Annotated in this window: 12 protein-coding genes; 10 read left to right on the forward strand and 2 right to left on the reverse strand. The window is 60.4% G+C overall.

Annotated features, from left to right (window positions below; all coding sequences use genetic code 11):
- Positions 1–25 precede the first annotated feature (25 nt).
- The 5 genes from Q0G18_RS03035 to Q0G18_RS03055 all read left to right on the forward strand — a co-directional run bounded on the left by Q0G18_RS03035 (position 26) and on the right by Q0G18_RS03055 (position 4,721).
- A complete protein-coding gene (locus tag Q0G18_RS03035; RefSeq protein WP_297149374.1) occupies positions 26–1,009 on the forward strand; it encodes an ABC transporter permease in 984 nt (327 codons plus the stop codon).
- Positions 1,009–1,860 carry an ABC transporter permease gene (locus tag Q0G18_RS03040; protein WP_297149376.1) on the forward strand — a complete coding sequence of 284 codons (852 nt, stop codon included), beginning with the start codon at positions 1,009–1,011 and terminating at the stop codon, positions 1,858–1,860. Before Q0G18_RS03035 ends, Q0G18_RS03040 begins: the two co-directional genes overlap by 1 nt.
- Before the next feature lie 8 nt (positions 1,861–1,868).
- A complete protein-coding gene (locus tag Q0G18_RS03045; RefSeq protein ID WP_297149378.1) occupies positions 1,869–2,876 on the forward strand; it encodes an ABC transporter ATP-binding protein in 1,008 nt (335 codons plus the stop codon).
- Complete coding sequence (locus Q0G18_RS03050; protein ID WP_296058693.1) at positions 2,870–3,475, forward strand: ATP-binding cassette domain-containing protein; 606 nt, start codon at positions 2,870–2,872, stop codon at positions 3,473–3,475. Before Q0G18_RS03045 ends, Q0G18_RS03050 begins: the two co-directional genes overlap by 7 nt.
- Before the next feature lie 163 nt (positions 3,476–3,638).
- On the forward strand, positions 3,639–4,721 hold the full coding sequence (locus tag Q0G18_RS03055) for a hypothetical protein (protein WP_297149380.1): 1,083 nt from the start codon (positions 3,639–3,641) through the stop codon (positions 4,719–4,721).
- A 179-nt stretch (positions 4,722–4,900) separates the two neighbouring features.
- On the opposite strand, the gene Q0G18_RS03060 is transcribed toward Q0G18_RS03055, so the two are convergent.
- Entirely contained in the window at positions 4,901–5,470 is a 570-nt protein-coding gene (locus Q0G18_RS03060; protein WP_297149382.1) for a hypothetical protein, read from the reverse strand.
- A gap of 261 nt (positions 5,471–5,731) precedes the next feature.
- Positions 5,732–7,087, reverse strand: coding sequence for an NADP-specific glutamate dehydrogenase (gdhA, locus tag Q0G18_RS03065; protein WP_277013320.1), 1,356 nt, complete (start codon positions 7,085–7,087; stop codon positions 5,732–5,734).
- Between the two features lie 376 nt (positions 7,088–7,463).
- On the opposite strand from gdhA, the gene yidC reads away from it, so the two are divergent.
- From yidC to Q0G18_RS03090, 5 genes are all read left to right on the forward strand, one after another.
- Complete coding sequence (gene yidC, locus Q0G18_RS03070) at positions 7,464–9,521, forward strand: membrane protein insertase YidC (RefSeq protein ID WP_297149385.1); 2,058 nt, start codon at positions 7,464–7,466, stop codon at positions 9,519–9,521.
- Positions 9,511–11,634, forward strand: coding sequence for a sulfatase-like hydrolase/transferase (locus Q0G18_RS03075; RefSeq protein ID WP_297149386.1), 2,124 nt, complete (start codon positions 9,511–9,513; stop codon positions 11,632–11,634). The genes yidC and Q0G18_RS03075 overlap by 11 nt, the downstream gene beginning before the upstream one ends.
- Positions 11,635–11,891: 257 nt before the next feature.
- The gene (locus Q0G18_RS03080; protein WP_297149388.1) at positions 11,892–12,638 is read left to right on the forward strand and encodes an HpaII family restriction endonuclease; all 747 of its coding nucleotides are present in this window, start codon (positions 11,892–11,894) and stop codon (positions 12,636–12,638) included.
- Between the two features lie 57 nt (positions 12,639–12,695).
- Positions 12,696–14,213: a DUF2130 domain-containing protein gene (locus tag Q0G18_RS03085; protein ID WP_297149390.1), complete on the forward strand. Its 1,518-nt coding sequence runs from the start codon at positions 12,696–12,698 to the stop codon at positions 14,211–14,213.
- Positions 14,214–14,360: 147 nt separating this feature from the next.
- Positions 14,361–16,631 (forward strand): ATP-dependent helicase, encoded by a 2,271-nt coding sequence (locus Q0G18_RS03090; RefSeq protein ID WP_297149391.1) that lies wholly within the window; start codon positions 14,361–14,363, stop codon positions 16,629–16,631.
- Positions 16,632–16,660: the final 29 nt, after the last annotated feature.

Here is a 16,660-nt window from a genome sequence, read left to right on the forward strand (position 1 = left end):
GTGGAGCTGGTAGGCGCAGCTTCGCATGACGAAATATCTTGCTCGACATATCGTGCGGTTCGCACTGCTGATGCTTGCCGTGGGGTTGGTAGTGTTCGCGCTGGTGAGCATGTCGCCGATCGATCCCGTGCAGGCGAACGTGGGGCAGGCCGCGTATGTGAACATGTCTGAGGCTAAACGCGCTCAGCTGGCGAGTTACTGGGGCGGTGATGTGCCGTTTTGGGAACGCTTCGCCAACTGGGCGGGTGCCCTTCTGCAGGGCGACATGGGAACATCGCTCAGGTTCAATGCGCCGGTGTCCGAGGTCATCGCGCACCGAGCCGCCAACTCGTTGGCGCTCATGGGCATCGCGTGGCTGCTCAGCGGCGTGCTCGGGTTCGCGCTCGGCATTGCTGCGGGCGCTCGCCGCGGTGGTGCTCTCGACCGGGTCGTCCGCAGCTACTGCTTCCTTTTGGCTTCGACCCCCACGTTCTGGCTCGGCTTGCTCATCTTGATGGTGTTCGCCGTGCAGCTCGGCTGGTTCCCCATCGGGTTCTCCGTGCCTATCGGCGTATCGGCGGCGGACGTGACGTTGGCCGACGCGGCGCATCACCTGGTTCTTCCTGCGCTCACGCTCTCAGTGACGGGCGTGGCCAACATCGCGCTGCATACGCGCGAGAAGGTGGTTGACGTGCTGGAAAGCGACTACGTGCGCTTCGCACGCGCACGCGGCGAGTCGGAGCTGAGCGTGATCGTGCACCACGGCTTGCGCAACGTAGCGCTGCCGGCCGTCACGCTGCAGTGCGCATTCATCTCCGAGATCTTCGGCGGATCGGTGCTGGTCGAGCAGGTGTTTTCTTATCCTGGCCTGGGGCAAGCGGCCGTGACCGCAGGATTGGGCGGCGATGTGGCGCTTCTCGCGGGCATTGCGCTCGTGAGTGCCGCACTCGTGTTCGGCGGCAACCTGCTGGCTAATATTCTCTACGGCGTGCTCGACCCGCGCATGCGCGTCGGCGAGGGGAGGGCTTGATGGAAGAAGTGCTCCATGCCCCTGCGCAGCGCTCGCGCGGCAATCGGGCAATCACCCTCGTCGCGTGCATCGTGGCCGCTTGCGCGCTCGCTATTGTGGTGGCGTCGGGGCTTGTGCTTTACGGTCAGGCGACGGTCACGGACTTCACCGCGAAGAACCTCGCGCCTTCGCTTGCGCACCCCTTCGGCACTGACTGGATGGGTCGCGACATGCTTTTGCGCACGCTTGCGGGCCTGTCCACGAGCGTGCTGGTGGGCTTGCTGGCGGCCACCGTCTCGTCGGTGATCGCGCTTGTGCTTGGGTGTGCTGCCGCGCTTGGCGGAAAACGCGTCGATGCCGTGGTCAGCTGGCTGATCGACCTGATGATGGGCGTTCCCCACATCGTGCTTTTGGTGCTCATCTCCTATGCAATCGGGAAGGGCTTCTGGGGCGTGACCATCGGCGTTGCCGTGACGCATTGGCCGAGCCTTGCGCGCGTTGTTCGTGCCGAGGTGCTGCAATGCCGCGAGTCGAAGTTCGTCGAAGTTGCGCGCAAGTTGGGGCAAAGCCCGGCGCGCATCGCGTTGCACCATATGGTGCCCTATGTGCTGCCGCAGTTCGTGGTGGGGCTTATTCTGCTCTTTCCGCATGCCATCCTTCATGAGGCGGCAATCACCTTCCTCGGCTTCGGCTTGCCGCCCGAGCAGCCGGCAATCGGCGTGATCTTGAGTGAGTCGATGAGCTACCTATCGACGGGTGCCTGGTGGCTTGCCGTGTTCCCGGGTTTGGCGCTCATGGCGACGGTGCTGCTCTTCGATGTGGCTGGTCAGAGCTTGCGAAAGCTCGTTGACCCGCATACGGCGCAGAAATAGGTGGGAAGATGTTGGAGAATGCAAACGACGGCGCAGCTGCGCAGGCGGCTTCGGCGAACAAGGCTGCCGCGCTCGCTCACGAGCAAACCGCGCACGAGGATGCGCAGTCGCACCATCATCACACGCACGCCGCGACGTCGCATCATGACGGCGGGCACCACCTTTTGCAGGTCGAGGATTTGAACGTGAGCTTTCGCATGTACGACGAGGACGCGCCGTACTTCCAGGCGAAGCAGCGCGATGCCCAGGTGCTCCACGGGTTGAGCATCGCCGTCCACGCGGGCGAGATCGTGGCTGTGGTGGGCGCATCGGGTTCGGGCAAGACGCTTCTCGCCGATGCGGTGTTGGGATTGTTCGAGCCGAACGCCACGGTGCGGGGGCGCATCTGGTTCGACGGCGAGCGCAAAGACGCGGAGGGTTTGCGCGCGCTGCGCGGGCACGGGCTGTCGCTCGTGCCGCAAAGCGTGAGCCATTTGGACCCCATGATGCGCGTGGGGAAACAGGTCGAAGGCTTCGCGAACGCGCTGTCGAAGGCCGAGCGCAAAGCGCGCCGCGAGCAGCTGTTCGAGCGCTACGGGCTCGGTCCCGAGGTCGCACACCTTTACCCTCATGAGCTTTCAGGCGGTATGGCACGCCGCGTGCTATTATGCTGTGCGCTCATGGACGACCCGCGGGTAATCGTGGCCGATGAGCCCACGCCCGGGCTCGACCTCGACCTCGCGGTCCGAGCGTTGGACGACTTCCGCGCCTTCGCCAACGAAGGCAACGGCGTGCTGCTGATCACGCACGATATCGAACTGGCGCTGCGCGTGGCCGATCGCGTCGCCGTGTTCAAGGATGGCACTGTGGTGGAAGAGACGGCGGTCGCGAACTTCGCCGACCCCGCGCTTCTGCGCGACCCGTTCACCCGCGCGCTGTGGCATGCCCTTCCCGAGCACGATTTCGCGGCTACGGCGAACGAGAACGGGTGGGGCTGTGGCGGCGAATTGGATCGCAAGGGAGGTCGCTCGTGCTAGAGGCTCGAGACATCACGTTCGGTTACCCTGGCGCAAAACCCCTGTACAGCGGATTCAGCCTGCAAGTCGAGCCCGGCGAGCGTGTAGCGCTTCAGGCTCCCTCGGGGTTTGGCAAGACCACGCTGTGCCGCGTGCTCGCTGGGTTCGAGCGTCCGCAGGCCGGTGAGGTACTGCTCGATGGTCAGCCGCTTCCGCGTCGCGGAGTATGCCCGGTGCAGCTGATCCAGCAGCATCCCGAGCAGGCGGTCGATCCGCGCCTGCGCATGCGCAAAACGCTGGCGGAGGCGGGCGACGTGCCGCAAGAACTCCTCGACAACCTGGGGATTCGCGATGAGTGGATGCAGCGCTACCCCCATGAGCTCTCCGGCGGCGAGCTGCAGCGCTTCTGCATCGCCCGAGCGCTCGCCACGCACCCGCGCTACCTCATCTGCGACGAAGTTTCCACGATGCTGGATGCGGTCACGCAAGCGCATATCTGGCGCGTGCTGCTGGACTATGCCGAGCGGGAAGGTGCCGGCATGCTGCTCGTTTCCCATACCCCTGCGCTTACGGAGCGCGTGGCGACGCGGAAAGTGAAGCTCTCGAGGAGCGAAAGCTGATTCGAGAAGCTCGCATGTCCATGCTTCCTAATGTCTTGTTTGCGAATTGCGCCTGTGGGGTGCGCTTGCTCGCCTCCGTTAGAGCGGTAGAGCGTCGAGATTGTTTGTCTTCCCGTGACGGGGGCTGGCAGCCCATGCTCGTTTGCCTATAATGAACGCTGCTATGGAAAAGACATCCCGAGAGAAAATCGCGCTCATCGTATTCCTCATCCTTGCTATTGGGATGGGGTGCATCCTGTTCGGCTACGTGTTTGCTGGCCATTCATGGAACGTCACCGCCTCGAACATCGATGATGCGTTCGGTAACATGGAAGGCTATACCGCCATCGTCTACGAGGGAACCATCGAAGAGGAAGAAAGCGCTGCGCAATCGTCTGCATCTGCGACATCAGCCGCCAACGGCTCCGCCAACTCAAAGAATGCGGGGGATGCCGAATCGCTTCCCGGGGACTCGAAGGCGGGGGACGGGCAAGCCTCCGCTTCCTCTTCGTCCTCTTCCGATGGCAATCAAGCCTCTGCTTCCTCTTCGGAAAACAGCCAGGCATCTTCTGCCGCCTCGTCTTCCGACAAGCAGACCGCTTCTTCTCAGGGTGGTTCGAGTGTAAATACAGCTTCCCCAACGAGCGTAAGCGCGCAGGGCAACGGCTCTGTCGATCAGGGAGTCTCTACTGCATCGGAACCTGTCGCTGCGGAAGGCTCCGCGTCCGAAGGCGTCGTAGGGGAAAGTACTGCCGGGGAAGGCGTTTCTGCAACTGTTTCCCCTGGTGGAACCTTAGATTCCCAGGTGGGTTCCGCTGCACCGCTCGCGGGGCACAAAAAGGAGAAGGAACCGGTCGCGCTCTCCGATGTCGATGAGCTCTACCAGGCCAAGGGCGCAAACGTCATCTCGCTTCATACGAGTGATCTGTCCGCCTATGAAGAGGGAACGATTCTGAAGCGCGGCGGCAAGCGCTACGGCATCTTCTCGGTCACCCGCGAGTACTCGAGGATCCTTATCGATGAGAAGGTTAAGTACTTCACCGAGCAGAAGGTAGACTACGTCATTGCTCTTTGTCCCGAGGAGTCGTATCTCAAGAATGCCGAGAACATCGACATCGTCATCACCACGGCAGACTCGACGATCTCGTCGATGGGCGAATCGAGGAACGGCGGCTTCTACGTGAGCACGCCGAAGATCGGCTCGGTCGGGGCGATCCTCATCTCGCCAAGCAATGTTGTCTCCGCGAAGACTATCTCCGAGCTGTAGATCCTCCGGGGTTATTTCTGCCGCGCGACAATGAGCGGCGACCGAAACAGCAAGCGACCCCGCCTCGTGCAATCGCGCATTCGGTGGGGTCGCTTCATGAATCGCCTTCCCGAAAAGGGTCAGGCTATTCGGGGTTCCTGCATCTGGTCAATCGACGCTCCTCTTTGGGTGGGCCGTCGCTACTTCAAGACGATGTTCTCAATCATGGGCAGTGCGTCGTTCCAATCGACTTTGGAGCCTATGACCACGCCGACCGTCATTCCGGAAGGTGCCTTGGTGAACAGGTTGACGGTGCCATTGGAGGCGGTGTGACGCACCCAGGTGATGCCGTTGACGTCGACTTCGTCGATGGTGCCGTCTTTCTTGGAGCCCATTCTGGCTTCCGCTTCGGTCATCGGCTCGGTCTTGTACGTGCGAATGTCGATGAAGGCGAAGGTGTCATCGCCGAGCGTGAACTCGCACTCTTCGTACTTCTCGTTCATCGATCTGGTGCCTGGTTTCCAGCCATCAGTTGGCTCTAAGCTGTACGAAGGGTAGTCGACGCCGGTTTTGGCCTCAACGGCGGGCTCTGGGGTCTCTTCAGCCTTCGGCTCTTCCGCAGGCTGCGTCGTTGCCGTGTCGTCGCTCGCCTTCTTCTGCTCCTCGGCGTCACCGCCGCAGCCGGCCATCGTGAACGCAAGGGCTGCCGTCAACGCAACGGCGGACACACCGAGCGCGACCTTCCTCATCATGGGCTTCAACATATTCATCACTCCCTTTCCCGTTGCATCGTGCAAGCCGCTTCGCACTCCGCCCTTCCCGACGAAGTCAGCTTCTATCGGTATTGTGCCTTGCGGGGTCACGTTTACGAAGTGACCAGCGGCCCAAACGATGCGCACATGTGCACCGCACGGCCAAGATACAAGGGGGGGAAGGGATTGCCTGACCCGTTTTCGGGACTTCGGGCAGAGAAAAAGGCGGGCCCCATGCGAGGAACCCGCCTTTCCGAAAGAATTGCGTGAAGGTGGTGCTTAGACGATGCCCTGAGCCATCATGGCGTCGGCAACCTTCTTGAAGCCGGCGATGTTGGCGCCCATCACGAAGTTGCCCTCATGGCCGTATTCCTTCGCCGTGTCGTCGACGTTGTGGAACATGCCGCGCATGAGCGTTTCGAGCTTGCCGTCGACCTCCTCGAAGGTCCAGGAAAGATGCTCGGCGTTCTGGCTCATCTCGAGGCCGGACACGAGCACGCCGCCCGCGTTGGCCGCCTTGCCGGGGAAGAACGCGACGCCGTTGTTCTGGAAGTACTCGGTCGCCTCGATCGTGGTCGGCATGTTGGCACCTTCGCCGACTGCCTTGCAGCCGTTCGCGACGAGGGCCTTCGCGTCCTCGATGCCGAGGGTGTTCTCGCGCGCGCAGGGGAGCGCGATGTCGCAGGGGAGCTGCCACACGCCGCGGCCGTCCTCGGCGTGCCATGTCGCGTTCGGGCGCTCTTCGACGTACATCGCGAGCGTGACGCCCTTGTCGTGGCCGGAGCGCTTCTTGTTGTAGACGTGCTCGAGCACCTGGTAGTCGATGCCTTCCTGGTCCTCGACCCAGCCGTGGGTGTCGGAGCAGGCGATCACCTTGCCGCCGAGCTGCGAGACCTTCTGAATCGCGTAGATGGCAACGTTGCCGGAGCCGTGCACAACGACCTTCTTGCCCTCGAAGGAGTCGCCCTTGCTCTTGAGGTACTCGTCGACGAAGTAGACAAGGCCGTAGCCGGTTGCCTCGGTGCGGGCGAGCGAGCCGCCGAAGGAGAGGCCCTTGCCGGTGAGAACGCCGGTCCACTCGTTGCAGATGCGCTTGTACTGGCCGAACATGTAAGCGACTTCGCGGCCGCCGACGCCTAGGTCACCTGCGGGAACGTCGGTGTTCGGGCCGACGTGGCGGTAGAGTTCGGTCATGAACGACTGGCAGAAGCGCATGATCTCGTTGTTGGACTTGCCCTTCGGGTCGAAGTCGGAGCCGCCCTTGCCGCCGCCCATCGGCAGCGTGGTCAGCGCGTTCTTGAAGATCTGCTCGAAGCCCAAAAACTTCAGCATGCCCAGATAAACCGTGGGGTTGAAGCGCAGGCCGCCCTTGTAGGGGCCGATTGCGGAGTTGTACTCGACGCGGAAGCCGCGGTTGACCTGGACTTCGCCCTTGTCGTCAACCCACGGAACGCGGAACTGGATGATTCGCTCGGGCTCGACGATGCGCTCGAGGATCTTCGCTTCCTCGTATTCCGGATGCGCCTCGATGACTGGCTCGAGCGTGCTCATGACCTCGGTGACGGCCTGGATGAACTCGGGCTGATCGGGGTCCTTCGCCTTAACTTGGTCGATAATTCGCTGGACGTAACTCATGTAACCTCCTCGGGGTTTACTTGTTCCCAACCGCGGCCATTATAAGTTTGCTCAACGACTCCGTTACCTCTAATTAACATGATAGAAACAATGGTCGCAGCCAATCGCGTTTCTCCTCCATAAACGGTAGCGGTGGAGCCTCCGAGGAAGGGAAATCGCCGCACCTTTGAAGGGAAGGGAGCCGCCTCCTCTCCGAAGGAAGGGACGTCGCGTCGAGCCAATCGGAGCGTCCACGGATTTAGTACGCCCCAGTGCGTGATTGGGCGCTCATGCGACACGATTTGTAGTACCATTCTAGTTCTGCGTTTTTACCTCAGTTTTGCCTCGATTTAACTTCATCGCGCTCGCAGCGCGCGATGCGAAAGGACTTGCTCGCATGGAAGCACTTGCATGGCTGCTCTCGCTCATCTTGCAGCCCTGTTACGCGATAAGCGGCAATTGGTGGATAGCCATCCTCCTGTTCACCATCATCGTGAAGATCATCCTCATCCCGATGTCGCTTTGGTGCCAGAAGAACTCGATTGTCATGGTGCAGCTCATGCCCGCTTTGAATCGCCTGAAGGTGAAGTACTACGGCGACCGCGAGACGATCGGCGAGGAGCAGAACAAGCTTTACAAGGAGCAGCATTACCACCCGATGCTCTCCCTGATTCCGCTTGCTGTGCAGATCATCATTCTGTTCGGCCTGGTCGACGTTATCCATACGATCACCGACGGCGGCGCTCCGGGCACCGAGTTCTTGGGGCAGATCCCCTTCGAGGACGGCGGTGCGGCGTGGATCATGCCGCTTTTCGCGGGGCTTTCCGCCATCATCATGGGTTTTGCGCAGAACCGCATCAACCCGCTGCAGCGCGAGCAGTCGCGTGCGGAGAAGAACATGACGAACGGCCTGTCCATCGGCCTTTCGTTCATCTTGGGTGTGTTCGTCGCCACGGGCATGGGCTTCTACTGGGTGTGCTCGAACCTGACCTCCATCGCCATCCAGGCGCTTGCGAACGTCCTGGTGAAGCCTGCGAAATACATCGACTACGAGGACCTCGAGGCGAGCCGTGCTGAACTTGAGGAGCTCGAGAATTTTTCGGGTCCTAAGAAGAAGTGGTACGAGCGCGATCCGCTCGCCAAGCGCGAGAAGGCCGACTACAAGCGCTTCTTCAAGATCGTCGGCAAACACATCGTCTTTTATTCCGAGGGAAGCGGCTTCTACAAGTACTTCCAAGGTGCGATTGAGTGGCTGCTCGCGCATTCCGACGCCGATATCCACTACGTGACGAACGACCCCAATGACCAGGTGTTCAAGCTGGCCGAGGCCGAGCCGCGCTTGAAGCCCTACTACATCGGGCAGCGCAAGATCATCACGCTTATGATGAAGATGGACGCCGATTTGGTTGTGTCCACGCTCGAGGATTTGGAGAACTACTACATCAAGCGCTCCTATATCCGCAAGGATATCGAGTACGTGTTCATGTTCCACCACATGACCTCGACCCATCTCACGCCCCAGAAGGGCGCCTACGACCACTACGACACGGTGTTGTGCGCGGGCCCTCATCAGGTGCGCGAGCTGCGCCGCGCCGAGGAGCTCTACGGCACCAAGCGCAAAAACCTTGTGGAATGCGGCTACGACCTGCTCGATCGTGAGATTGCCGAATACGAGCTCGCCGCCTCCGCGGTCGAGCGCGACCCGTCCCGGTGCGACGTGGTGCTCATCGCGCCGTCGTGGCAGGAGGGCAACATCCTCGACACCTGCATCGACGACATGCTGAAAAGCGTGCTCGGGCGCGGCATGCGCGTCATCGTGCGCCCGCACCCCGAATACACGAAGCGCTATTCCGCCAGGTGGAACGCCCTTTTGGCTCGCTGGGCCGATGTCCCTGAGTCCGATTTGTACTTCGAGCACGACTTCAGCTCGAACAAGACCGTCTTCACTTCCGATATCCTCGTGACCGACTGGTCGTCGATCTTCTGCGAGTTCTGCTTCTCGACGCGCAAGCCCGCCATCTTCATCGATACGCCGATGAAGGTCGGCAATCCCGATTGGCAGGAGCTCGGCATCGAGCCGACTGACATCGCGCTGCGCAGCGAGGTCGGCGTGTCGATCCGCCCCGAGGATGCGTCCACCTTCGGCGATGTGGCCGAGGAGATGCTCGCGAAGCGCTATGCGTGGAGCGACCGCATCAACAAGGTGCTCGACAGCTTCATCTTCAACGTCGGGCATGGTGGGGAAGTGGCTGGGCGCTACCTGCTCGACCGCATGATTGACATTCAGGAATCCAAGCGCGACGGCGGTGTGTCCGACGATTCGCTCGCCGCGGGTGAGCGCGCTGCGGTCGATGCCGTGGCGGCGTCGCGCGATGAGGGGGAGCGCATGGAAAAGCATGACGGCAGCGAAGCGCGCGGGATGCATGCGAGGAAGGCGGGCCGCCATGAAGCGTAATCGTCTTATCGCGGGCGCGTTTGACGTCTTTTCGTTTGCGCTGGTCGCAGGTGTGCTTTCGCTTGCATGGATCACGCCTGCCTACGCCTATGTCGACCCTTCGGTCATGACCTACACGATCCAGGCGCTCGCTGGCGTCGCGGTCGCGCTTTCGGCTGTGCTCGGTGTGGCGCTTCGCCGTACGCGCAAGATGCTCTTCAAGCTGCTCAAAATCGACGAGAACGCGGGCAAGGTGGTGGAGGCGCCTGTCCACAGGCTCGACAAGGACGGCAATCCCATCCTCGCACCCGGCGAGATTGCCGCCGATGCGGAGTCGGCGTCCTCGAAGAAGGCTTCCCGAAAGGGACGCGCATCCGACGATTACCCCCGCGCAAAATGGGGCGTGCGCGTGGTTTGCGCGCTCATCGTGTGCGCGTTCTTCTCGTTTACCCTGCTCGTCGTGCCGCCCTATGAGATTGTTGCCGGCGCTGGAGCCGATCTTGTGTTCGGACTTTCCGACATCTGGCCGATCTTCGCGATTGCAGGCGTTGTAGTTGCGGTCGTTCTCGCGCTTGCCGTGTCGCTTCTGCGCGGCAGGGCGTTCGATATCGTGCTGCTCTTCCTGTTCGCGTTCGGCGTTGCGGCGTATGTTCAGGTACTCCTGTTGAACTCGGAGCTGCCTACCGCGGACGGCAAGTCGGTGAACTGGGGCGATTACACGTCAACTATGCTGGTGAGCACCGTGGTGTGGATCGTCATCGTGGCAATCCCCCTTGTTGTGGGACATTTGAAGACGAGCCTCGCGCGCGGCGGCGCGGTTGCGCTTTCCCTTGCGCTCATTATCGTGCAGGGAGTCGGCGTGGGCAGCCTCTTCGCGTCGGGTGCATTCGAGGCGGCTACGATAGAGCCTGATCAGGTGAACGTCGCTGACTTGCGCATGACCGAGGACGGCCTGTTCACCGTTTCCGAGAAAAGCAACGTCATCGTCTTCGTGCTCGACTTCACCGACACGAAGCAGATGTCCCAGATCATGCAGGAGCATCCGGAGGAATTCAACGACTGGACGGGTTTCACCTGGTACAACAATGTTGCGGGCTCCATGGTTCCCACGCGCTACGGCGTGCCGTTCCTCTTGACCGGCCAGCTGCCTCAGCAGGGCGAGCTCTTCTCGCAGTACCTCGCAACGCGCTATGAGCGCAGCACGTACCTCGACGACATCCACAACGCTGGCTACAGCATGGGCATCTACACCGATACGTTCGGAACCGAATATTCGAGCGAGGACGTGCAGCGCCATGTGGCGGGCCTTACCATGAACTACCACCCCATGAACCAGGAGGATTCCCCCTCGCTGCTCGATGAGCAGGGCACCCTCTTCACGCTGTGGAAGTGCGCGATGTACCGCGATTTGCCGTGGGCGTTCAAGCCGTATTTCTGGTTCTACACCGACGAGGTCAACAACGGCATGACGCTGCAGGTGGAAAGCGACGACGGGGAGGTGCAGCAGAGCACCCTGTACACGATGAACGACGGGGCCTATTACGATAAGCTCAAGACGACGAAGCTTTCCGCGACTGACGACGGCGAGACGGGTGCTTTCCGCTTCATCCATTTGCTCGGCGGGCACTATCCGTTCAACCTTGACGAGAACGGCAACGACATCGGCACGGACAACTCCGACGCGATCCGTCAGATCCGCGGCAGCTTGAAGATGCTTTCCGAGTACATCCGCCAGCTGAAGGACATGGGGCTCTACGACAACACCGCGATTCTCGTGACGAGCGACCACGGCGATTGGGGCATCTACGAGGATTGGGATTCCACGTCGAACGCGATCATGTTCTACAAGCCGGCGCAATCGGCCGAGGCGGACGCGCAGCCGATCAAGACGGTGTCGACGCCGGTTGCGCATGTGAACGTGCAGCCGACTATCATCCAGGCTGTTGGCGGTGACTCGTCCAAGTACGGCGAGACGCTCGCGCAGGTGCCGTTCGACAACCGCGTGCGTCAGTTCTACACGACGACGAGCGACGGCAAAAACGACGTCTCCATCGTGGAATACAACATCACCGGCTGGGCCACCGACTTCAACAACTGGCACAAGACGGGAGCAATCTGGGACGCACAGCAATAGCGAGCGAAGAGAGCGAAAGACGCCGACAGCGGGGGCCTTCAAAGCAAGGCCCCCGTTCGCATTTGGATGCTCATAATGGAATGGCTTGCGCAAGGTCCTTGGTCTATCTTCGGAATCGATGCTCGGATAGTGTCGGTGCTTTATGCTGACGACTGCGTTATTGTGGCGGAGAGGCGCGAGTGTCCGAACCCTGTTCGGGGGAGCGCCGTTTTTGCCCGAGCGAGTCTTATCATGTGCTATTGATAGGGGAAAGCGTCATGTGCGAGGCTGAGCGCATGCAATGCGATGTGGTTCCCGTCGATGTTCATTTGGAATTGCCGGGTCGAATTAAGACTGCTCGCACTGTTTCTTTTATTGACGAGCATATGGTCGAGGTTGGCTTGTGCGAATCTAAGGCGCCGACTCTTCTTGACGCTGGAATGGCGACGAACTTCGTGTTCAAACTCGATTGCTGTACTCGCGAAGTTATGGAGCGAGCCAATGCGGCGAACGCGTCGGCCGGGCTCGAAAAATGCGTGAATACGCTTAATGGCGAATGTGATTTCGGTTTCTATCGCGTCGCGTGCTCGACATTCGATCGCAATCTGCGGCTAGTTGATAGTCGATTTCCGCAGGTGCTTGCGAATGCGTTGCTGCGATACTTCTTTGGCGAGGGGGCGACATGCCTGCAAATCGTCGACGCCATGGAACGCGACGATGCGCTTGGAATCGGCGAAGGCATGTATAAGCACCTGTTTAAAAAGTTTCTCTGTGCCGTGGCGCTGGGTATGACGCCAAAGGAAGAATGGAGTGGACATGACGATGCTTCGAGTGGTTATGTCATCGCCTGCGACGATGGCGAGGTGTTCGTATTTCATGCCTATAACAGGGATTCGCTCGGAAATTATCTGCTCAGTTATACGAAATTTGAGACAGCGTCGATTTCAAAGTATGACGATGGGTTGGTTTACGAACATGATGGCGAGTACTTTATTAACCTAAGCCTACAAATTGGGTTTCCGTAAGCTTGTCGTAGTGTCGAGAGTAATATATTGTGCGAAAGATAATACGGGGAGGTTCCTATGAACGAGATTAAGTGTCCGCATTGTGGGACGGTGTTTCAGGTGGACGAGTCGGGCTTTGCGGACATCGTGAAGCAGGTGCGCGACGCGGAGTTCAATCGGGAAATCGAGCGCCGCGAGAAACTCTTCGCTGAGCAGCGCGAACAGGCGGTGGCGCTTGCGGGTGAGAAGGTGCGCGGGGAGGCGCGCGATGAGATTGCTTCCCGCGATGCGGAAATCGCGAAGCTCACCCAGAGCCTCGACACGATCAAACGCGAAAACGACGCGGCTTCCCGCGCTGCGCAAGCTGAGCAGATTGCGGCGCTCTCCAAAGTTACCGCGAGCAAAGATGCCGAAATCGCAGAGCTCAAGTCGAAGCTCGCTCGCCTCGCCGACGAGCGCGCATCCGATGCGCGCGTGACTGAGGCCGACCACAAGCGAGCCTTGGCTGACGCGACCGCCTCCCGCGATGCGAAGATCGCCGAGCTCACACAGAAGCTCGAGGCCCAAAAGACGTCCTTCGCGACCGAGAAGGAGCTCGCCGTCACGCAGGCACGGACCCAGGTCGAGCGCGAGCGCGATGACCTTGCCGCGCAGGTGAAGCTGAAGGCTGCCGAAGGCGAGCAGAAAGTGAGTGCGCTGCGCGAGGAGATGGCGACGAAACTTCGCGCAAAAGATGAGCTCATCGCTTACAAGGAAGAGGAAATCGCCCGCTACAAGGAGATGAAGGCCCGCCTTTCCACCAAGATGGTGGGCGAGTCGCTCGAACAGCACTGCGAAATCGAGTTCAACAAGATGCGCGCCGCCGCCTTCCCGAAGGCATACTTCGAGAAGGACAACGATGTGGTCGACGGCACGAAGGGTGACTTCGTGTTCCGGGAGGCCGACGACGAGGGCAACGAGGTCGTCTCCATCATGTTCGAGATGAAAAACGAGAGCGACGACAGCACTCACAAGCATAAAAACGAGGACTTCCTGAAGAAACTCGACTCCGATCGCAAGAAGAAGAACTGCGAGTACGCGGTGCTCGTGACGATGCTCGAGCCCGAAAACGAGCTCTACAACGAAGGTATCGTCGACATGAGCTACCGCTACGAGAAGATGTACGTCATCCGCCCGCAGTTCTTCATCCCGATTATCAGCATCCTACGCAACGCCTCGCTTTCGGCGCTTTCCTATAAGGCCGAGCTCGCCGAGGTGCGCAACCAGAATATCGACATCACGCACTTCGAGGAGCAGATGGAGGACTTCAAGACGAAGTTCGGGCGCAACTACGACCTCGCGAGCCGCAAGTTTCAAACCGCCATCGAGGAGATCGACAAGACCATCACGCATTTGCAGAAAACCAAGGATGCCCTGCTGTCGTCGGAGAACAACCTGCGCTTGGCGAACAACAAGGCGCAAGACCTCACCATTAAGCGTCTGACCAGGAACAATCCAACAATGAAGATGATGTTCGCGGAACTTGCCGAGGCGAAGGAAGCAAACGCGGCGAACGATTTTGACGAAGGCTCGGAAGACGAGGCGGCGGCCGAGTAGCGTCGAGCCTTCGCCTTCTGAGGCTTCATCGACGGGGAGGGTTTGAGCGGCTTTAGGGCTCGCATCGCCATATTTCGTACAATTTGCTGGGTAGTACTTGGAACATATGTTCGTATCTGTTAGACTGTCCGCATGGACCACAAGGATATGACATATATGCTCTCCTCGCGGCTTGGTGGGGAACTGGTGGGCCGCGGCTCGGGCCTCGACGCGGAGGCGGACGACGTCAGCGATGCGCGCGCACGGGCAGCGCTTCCTGGCGATGCGCCCCCAAGCCTCAATGCGGCCCAGCTTGAGGCCGTTACTACGACGGAGGGCTACGTGCGCGTCATCGCCGGCGCGGGAACGGGCAAGACGCGCGCCCTTACGGAGCGCTTCGCATACTTGGTAAACGACCTCGGCATCATGCCGGGAAATATCCTGTGCGTCACATTCACCAACAAGGCCGCGAACGAGATGCGCCACCGCATCCGCGCGCTCACGGGCGACAACGACACGGGCTTCATCAACACCTTCCACGGCTTCTGCGTCTCGGTGCTGCAAGAGGATTCGCACGCCGTTCAATACCCGAAGAGCTTTCTCGTGCTCGATAACGCCGACATCGATCAGATGCTTCAAACCATCTACGACGAGCGGGGGCTCACGCTGCGCGATATGACGTTCGGTCGCGCGCGCGACATGATCGAAATTATGAAGCTCAAGGATCGGCCCGATTACTACCGCGACCTGCTTGCCATGCCGCTCGCCTCTCTGCGCGAAAAGTACGAGCAGGCAACTGACGTGCGCGACATCATCTTCTACGGATATCTATACCAGGAGAAGAAGTGCTTCGCCTTCGACTACAACGACCTTATTGTCGTCGTGCTCTTCATCTTCGATCAGCATCCTGATATTCGGCTGAAATGGCAGAAGCGCCTGGAATACGTCATGGTCGATGAGTTCCAGGACATCGACGCGTTGCAGTACGAGCTTATGAGCGTGCTTGTCGGCTACCACAAAAACCTGTTCGTGGTGGGCGACCCCGACCAGACCATCTACACCTGGCGCGGCGCTGACGTGCGCTTCCTTCTCGATTTCGACCAGGCGTTCCCGGGGACGTGCACCATCATGATGCTTGAGAACTACCGCTCGACCCCCGAGGTCATCGCGGTGGCAAACTCGCTTATCGAGAAGAACCGCCAACGCATCCCGAAGGACCTGCGCGCATGTCGCACCCGGCACGGGCCTACGGTGTGGCATCACGCGAAAACTTCCGAAGACGAGGCGAAATGGATTGCCGAAGGGGTGCGTGCGCTCCATGATGGGGGCATACGCTATCGCGATACGGCGGTGCTCTATCGTGCGCACTACGCATCGCGACCGGTGGAAGAGGCGTTCCTAAAGGCCGAGATCCCGCACGCGGTGTATTCGGGCGTGCCGTTCTACGGCCGCAAGGAAATCAAGGACTCCCTCGCTTACCTGCGGCTTGTCGCGTACCAGGATGATCTTTCCTTCGTGCGCGTGGCAAACGTTCCCAAGCGCAATCTCGGGCAGCGCCGCATGGCGTTTCTCGAGGACTACGCCGAAGCGCACGCGTGCTCGCTTTTCCAGGCGCTCGAGCAGACGATCGACGACGAGATATTCAAGCGCACCAAGGCGAAGCAGCTCGTGGCGCTCGTCCGCAAGTTTCGCGCATCGTTCGAGGGCAGGCCGGTGTCGGAGGTGCTCGCGGCGCTCATCAACGAAAGCGGCTACGAAGAGGCGCTTCGCACGGAGGGAAGCCAGGAACGGCTCGACAACGTGGCAGAGCTCAAGCAATCGATCTACGAGTTCGAGAGCAACTGCGGGGAGGAGGTGACGCTCGAGCACTACCTTTCCCATGTGGCGCTGCTCACCAATGCCGATGCGCTTGACGAAGCTCAGGACAAGGTGCGCCTCATGACCATCCATGCCGCTAAGGGCTTGGAGTTCCCGCACGTCTTTTTATGCTCGCTTTCCGAGGGGGTGCTCCCGTCGCGCAAGACGAAAACGATCGAGGGAATGGAAGAGGAGCGCAGGCTCGCGTTCGTCGCGGTGACCCGAGCACGGGACGGGCTCTATCTTTCCGAGGCGGCAGGCTTCTCGCATGAAGGCTCGCCGCGCCACCCGTCGCGCTTCTTGCTTGACATCGACCAGGGCGCTCTGCAGTTCTCGAACAAGCCGAGCGACGAGGAGCTATCCTGCGCGCGGGCAGCGTACGCCGCAAGCGACAAATGGATGGCTGGCATGGCGGCCGACGCGCGCTTCTCGCCGGGCGACTGCGTGCTCCACAAGGCGTTCGGGCGGGGCGTCGTCGAGCGCCTCGACGAGGATAAGCGCGCCTACATCGTGCATTTCGACTCGCTCGACACGCCGCGCGCCATCTCGTTTCGGGCGAAGCTCGATGCGGTCGACGCCTAGGGAAACGCTGAGTGTGTAGCGAAAAGCCA

This window comes from uncultured Ellagibacter sp. (genome assembly GCF_934636505.1).
GTDB lineage: Bacteria > Actinomycetota > Coriobacteriia > Coriobacteriales > Eggerthellaceae > Ellagibacter.

Coding starts and splice junctions, on each gene's coding strand:
- Q0G18_RS03035 (WP_297149374.1), top strand. CDS start 26: ATGACGAAATATCTTGCTCGACATATCGTGCGGTTCGCACTGCTGATG.
- Q0G18_RS03040 (WP_297149376.1), top strand. CDS start 1,009: ATGGAAGAAGTGCTCCATGCCCCTGCGCAGCGCTCGCGCGGCAATCGG.
- Q0G18_RS03045 (WP_297149378.1), top strand. CDS start 1,869: ATGTTGGAGAATGCAAACGACGGCGCAGCTGCGCAGGCGGCTTCGGCG.
- Q0G18_RS03055 (WP_297149380.1), top strand. CDS start 3,639: ATGGAAAAGACATCCCGAGAGAAAATCGCGCTCATCGTATTCCTCATC.
- Q0G18_RS03060 (WP_297149382.1), bottom strand. CDS start 5,470: ATGAATATGTTGAAGCCCATGATGAGGAAGGTCGCGCTCGGTGTGTCC.
- gdhA (WP_277013320.1), bottom strand. CDS start 7,087: ATGAGTTACGTCCAGCGAATTATCGACCAAGTTAAGGCGAAGGACCCC.
- yidC (WP_297149385.1), top strand. CDS start 7,464: ATGGAAGCACTTGCATGGCTGCTCTCGCTCATCTTGCAGCCCTGTTAC.
- Q0G18_RS03075 (WP_297149386.1), top strand. CDS start 9,511: ATGAAGCGTAATCGTCTTATCGCGGGCGCGTTTGACGTCTTTTCGTTT.
- Q0G18_RS03080 (WP_297149388.1), top strand. CDS start 11,892: ATGTGCGAGGCTGAGCGCATGCAATGCGATGTGGTTCCCGTCGATGTT.
- Q0G18_RS03085 (WP_297149390.1), top strand. CDS start 12,696: ATGAACGAGATTAAGTGTCCGCATTGTGGGACGGTGTTTCAGGTGGAC.
- Q0G18_RS03090 (WP_297149391.1), top strand. CDS start 14,361: ATGACATATATGCTCTCCTCGCGGCTTGGTGGGGAACTGGTGGGCCGC.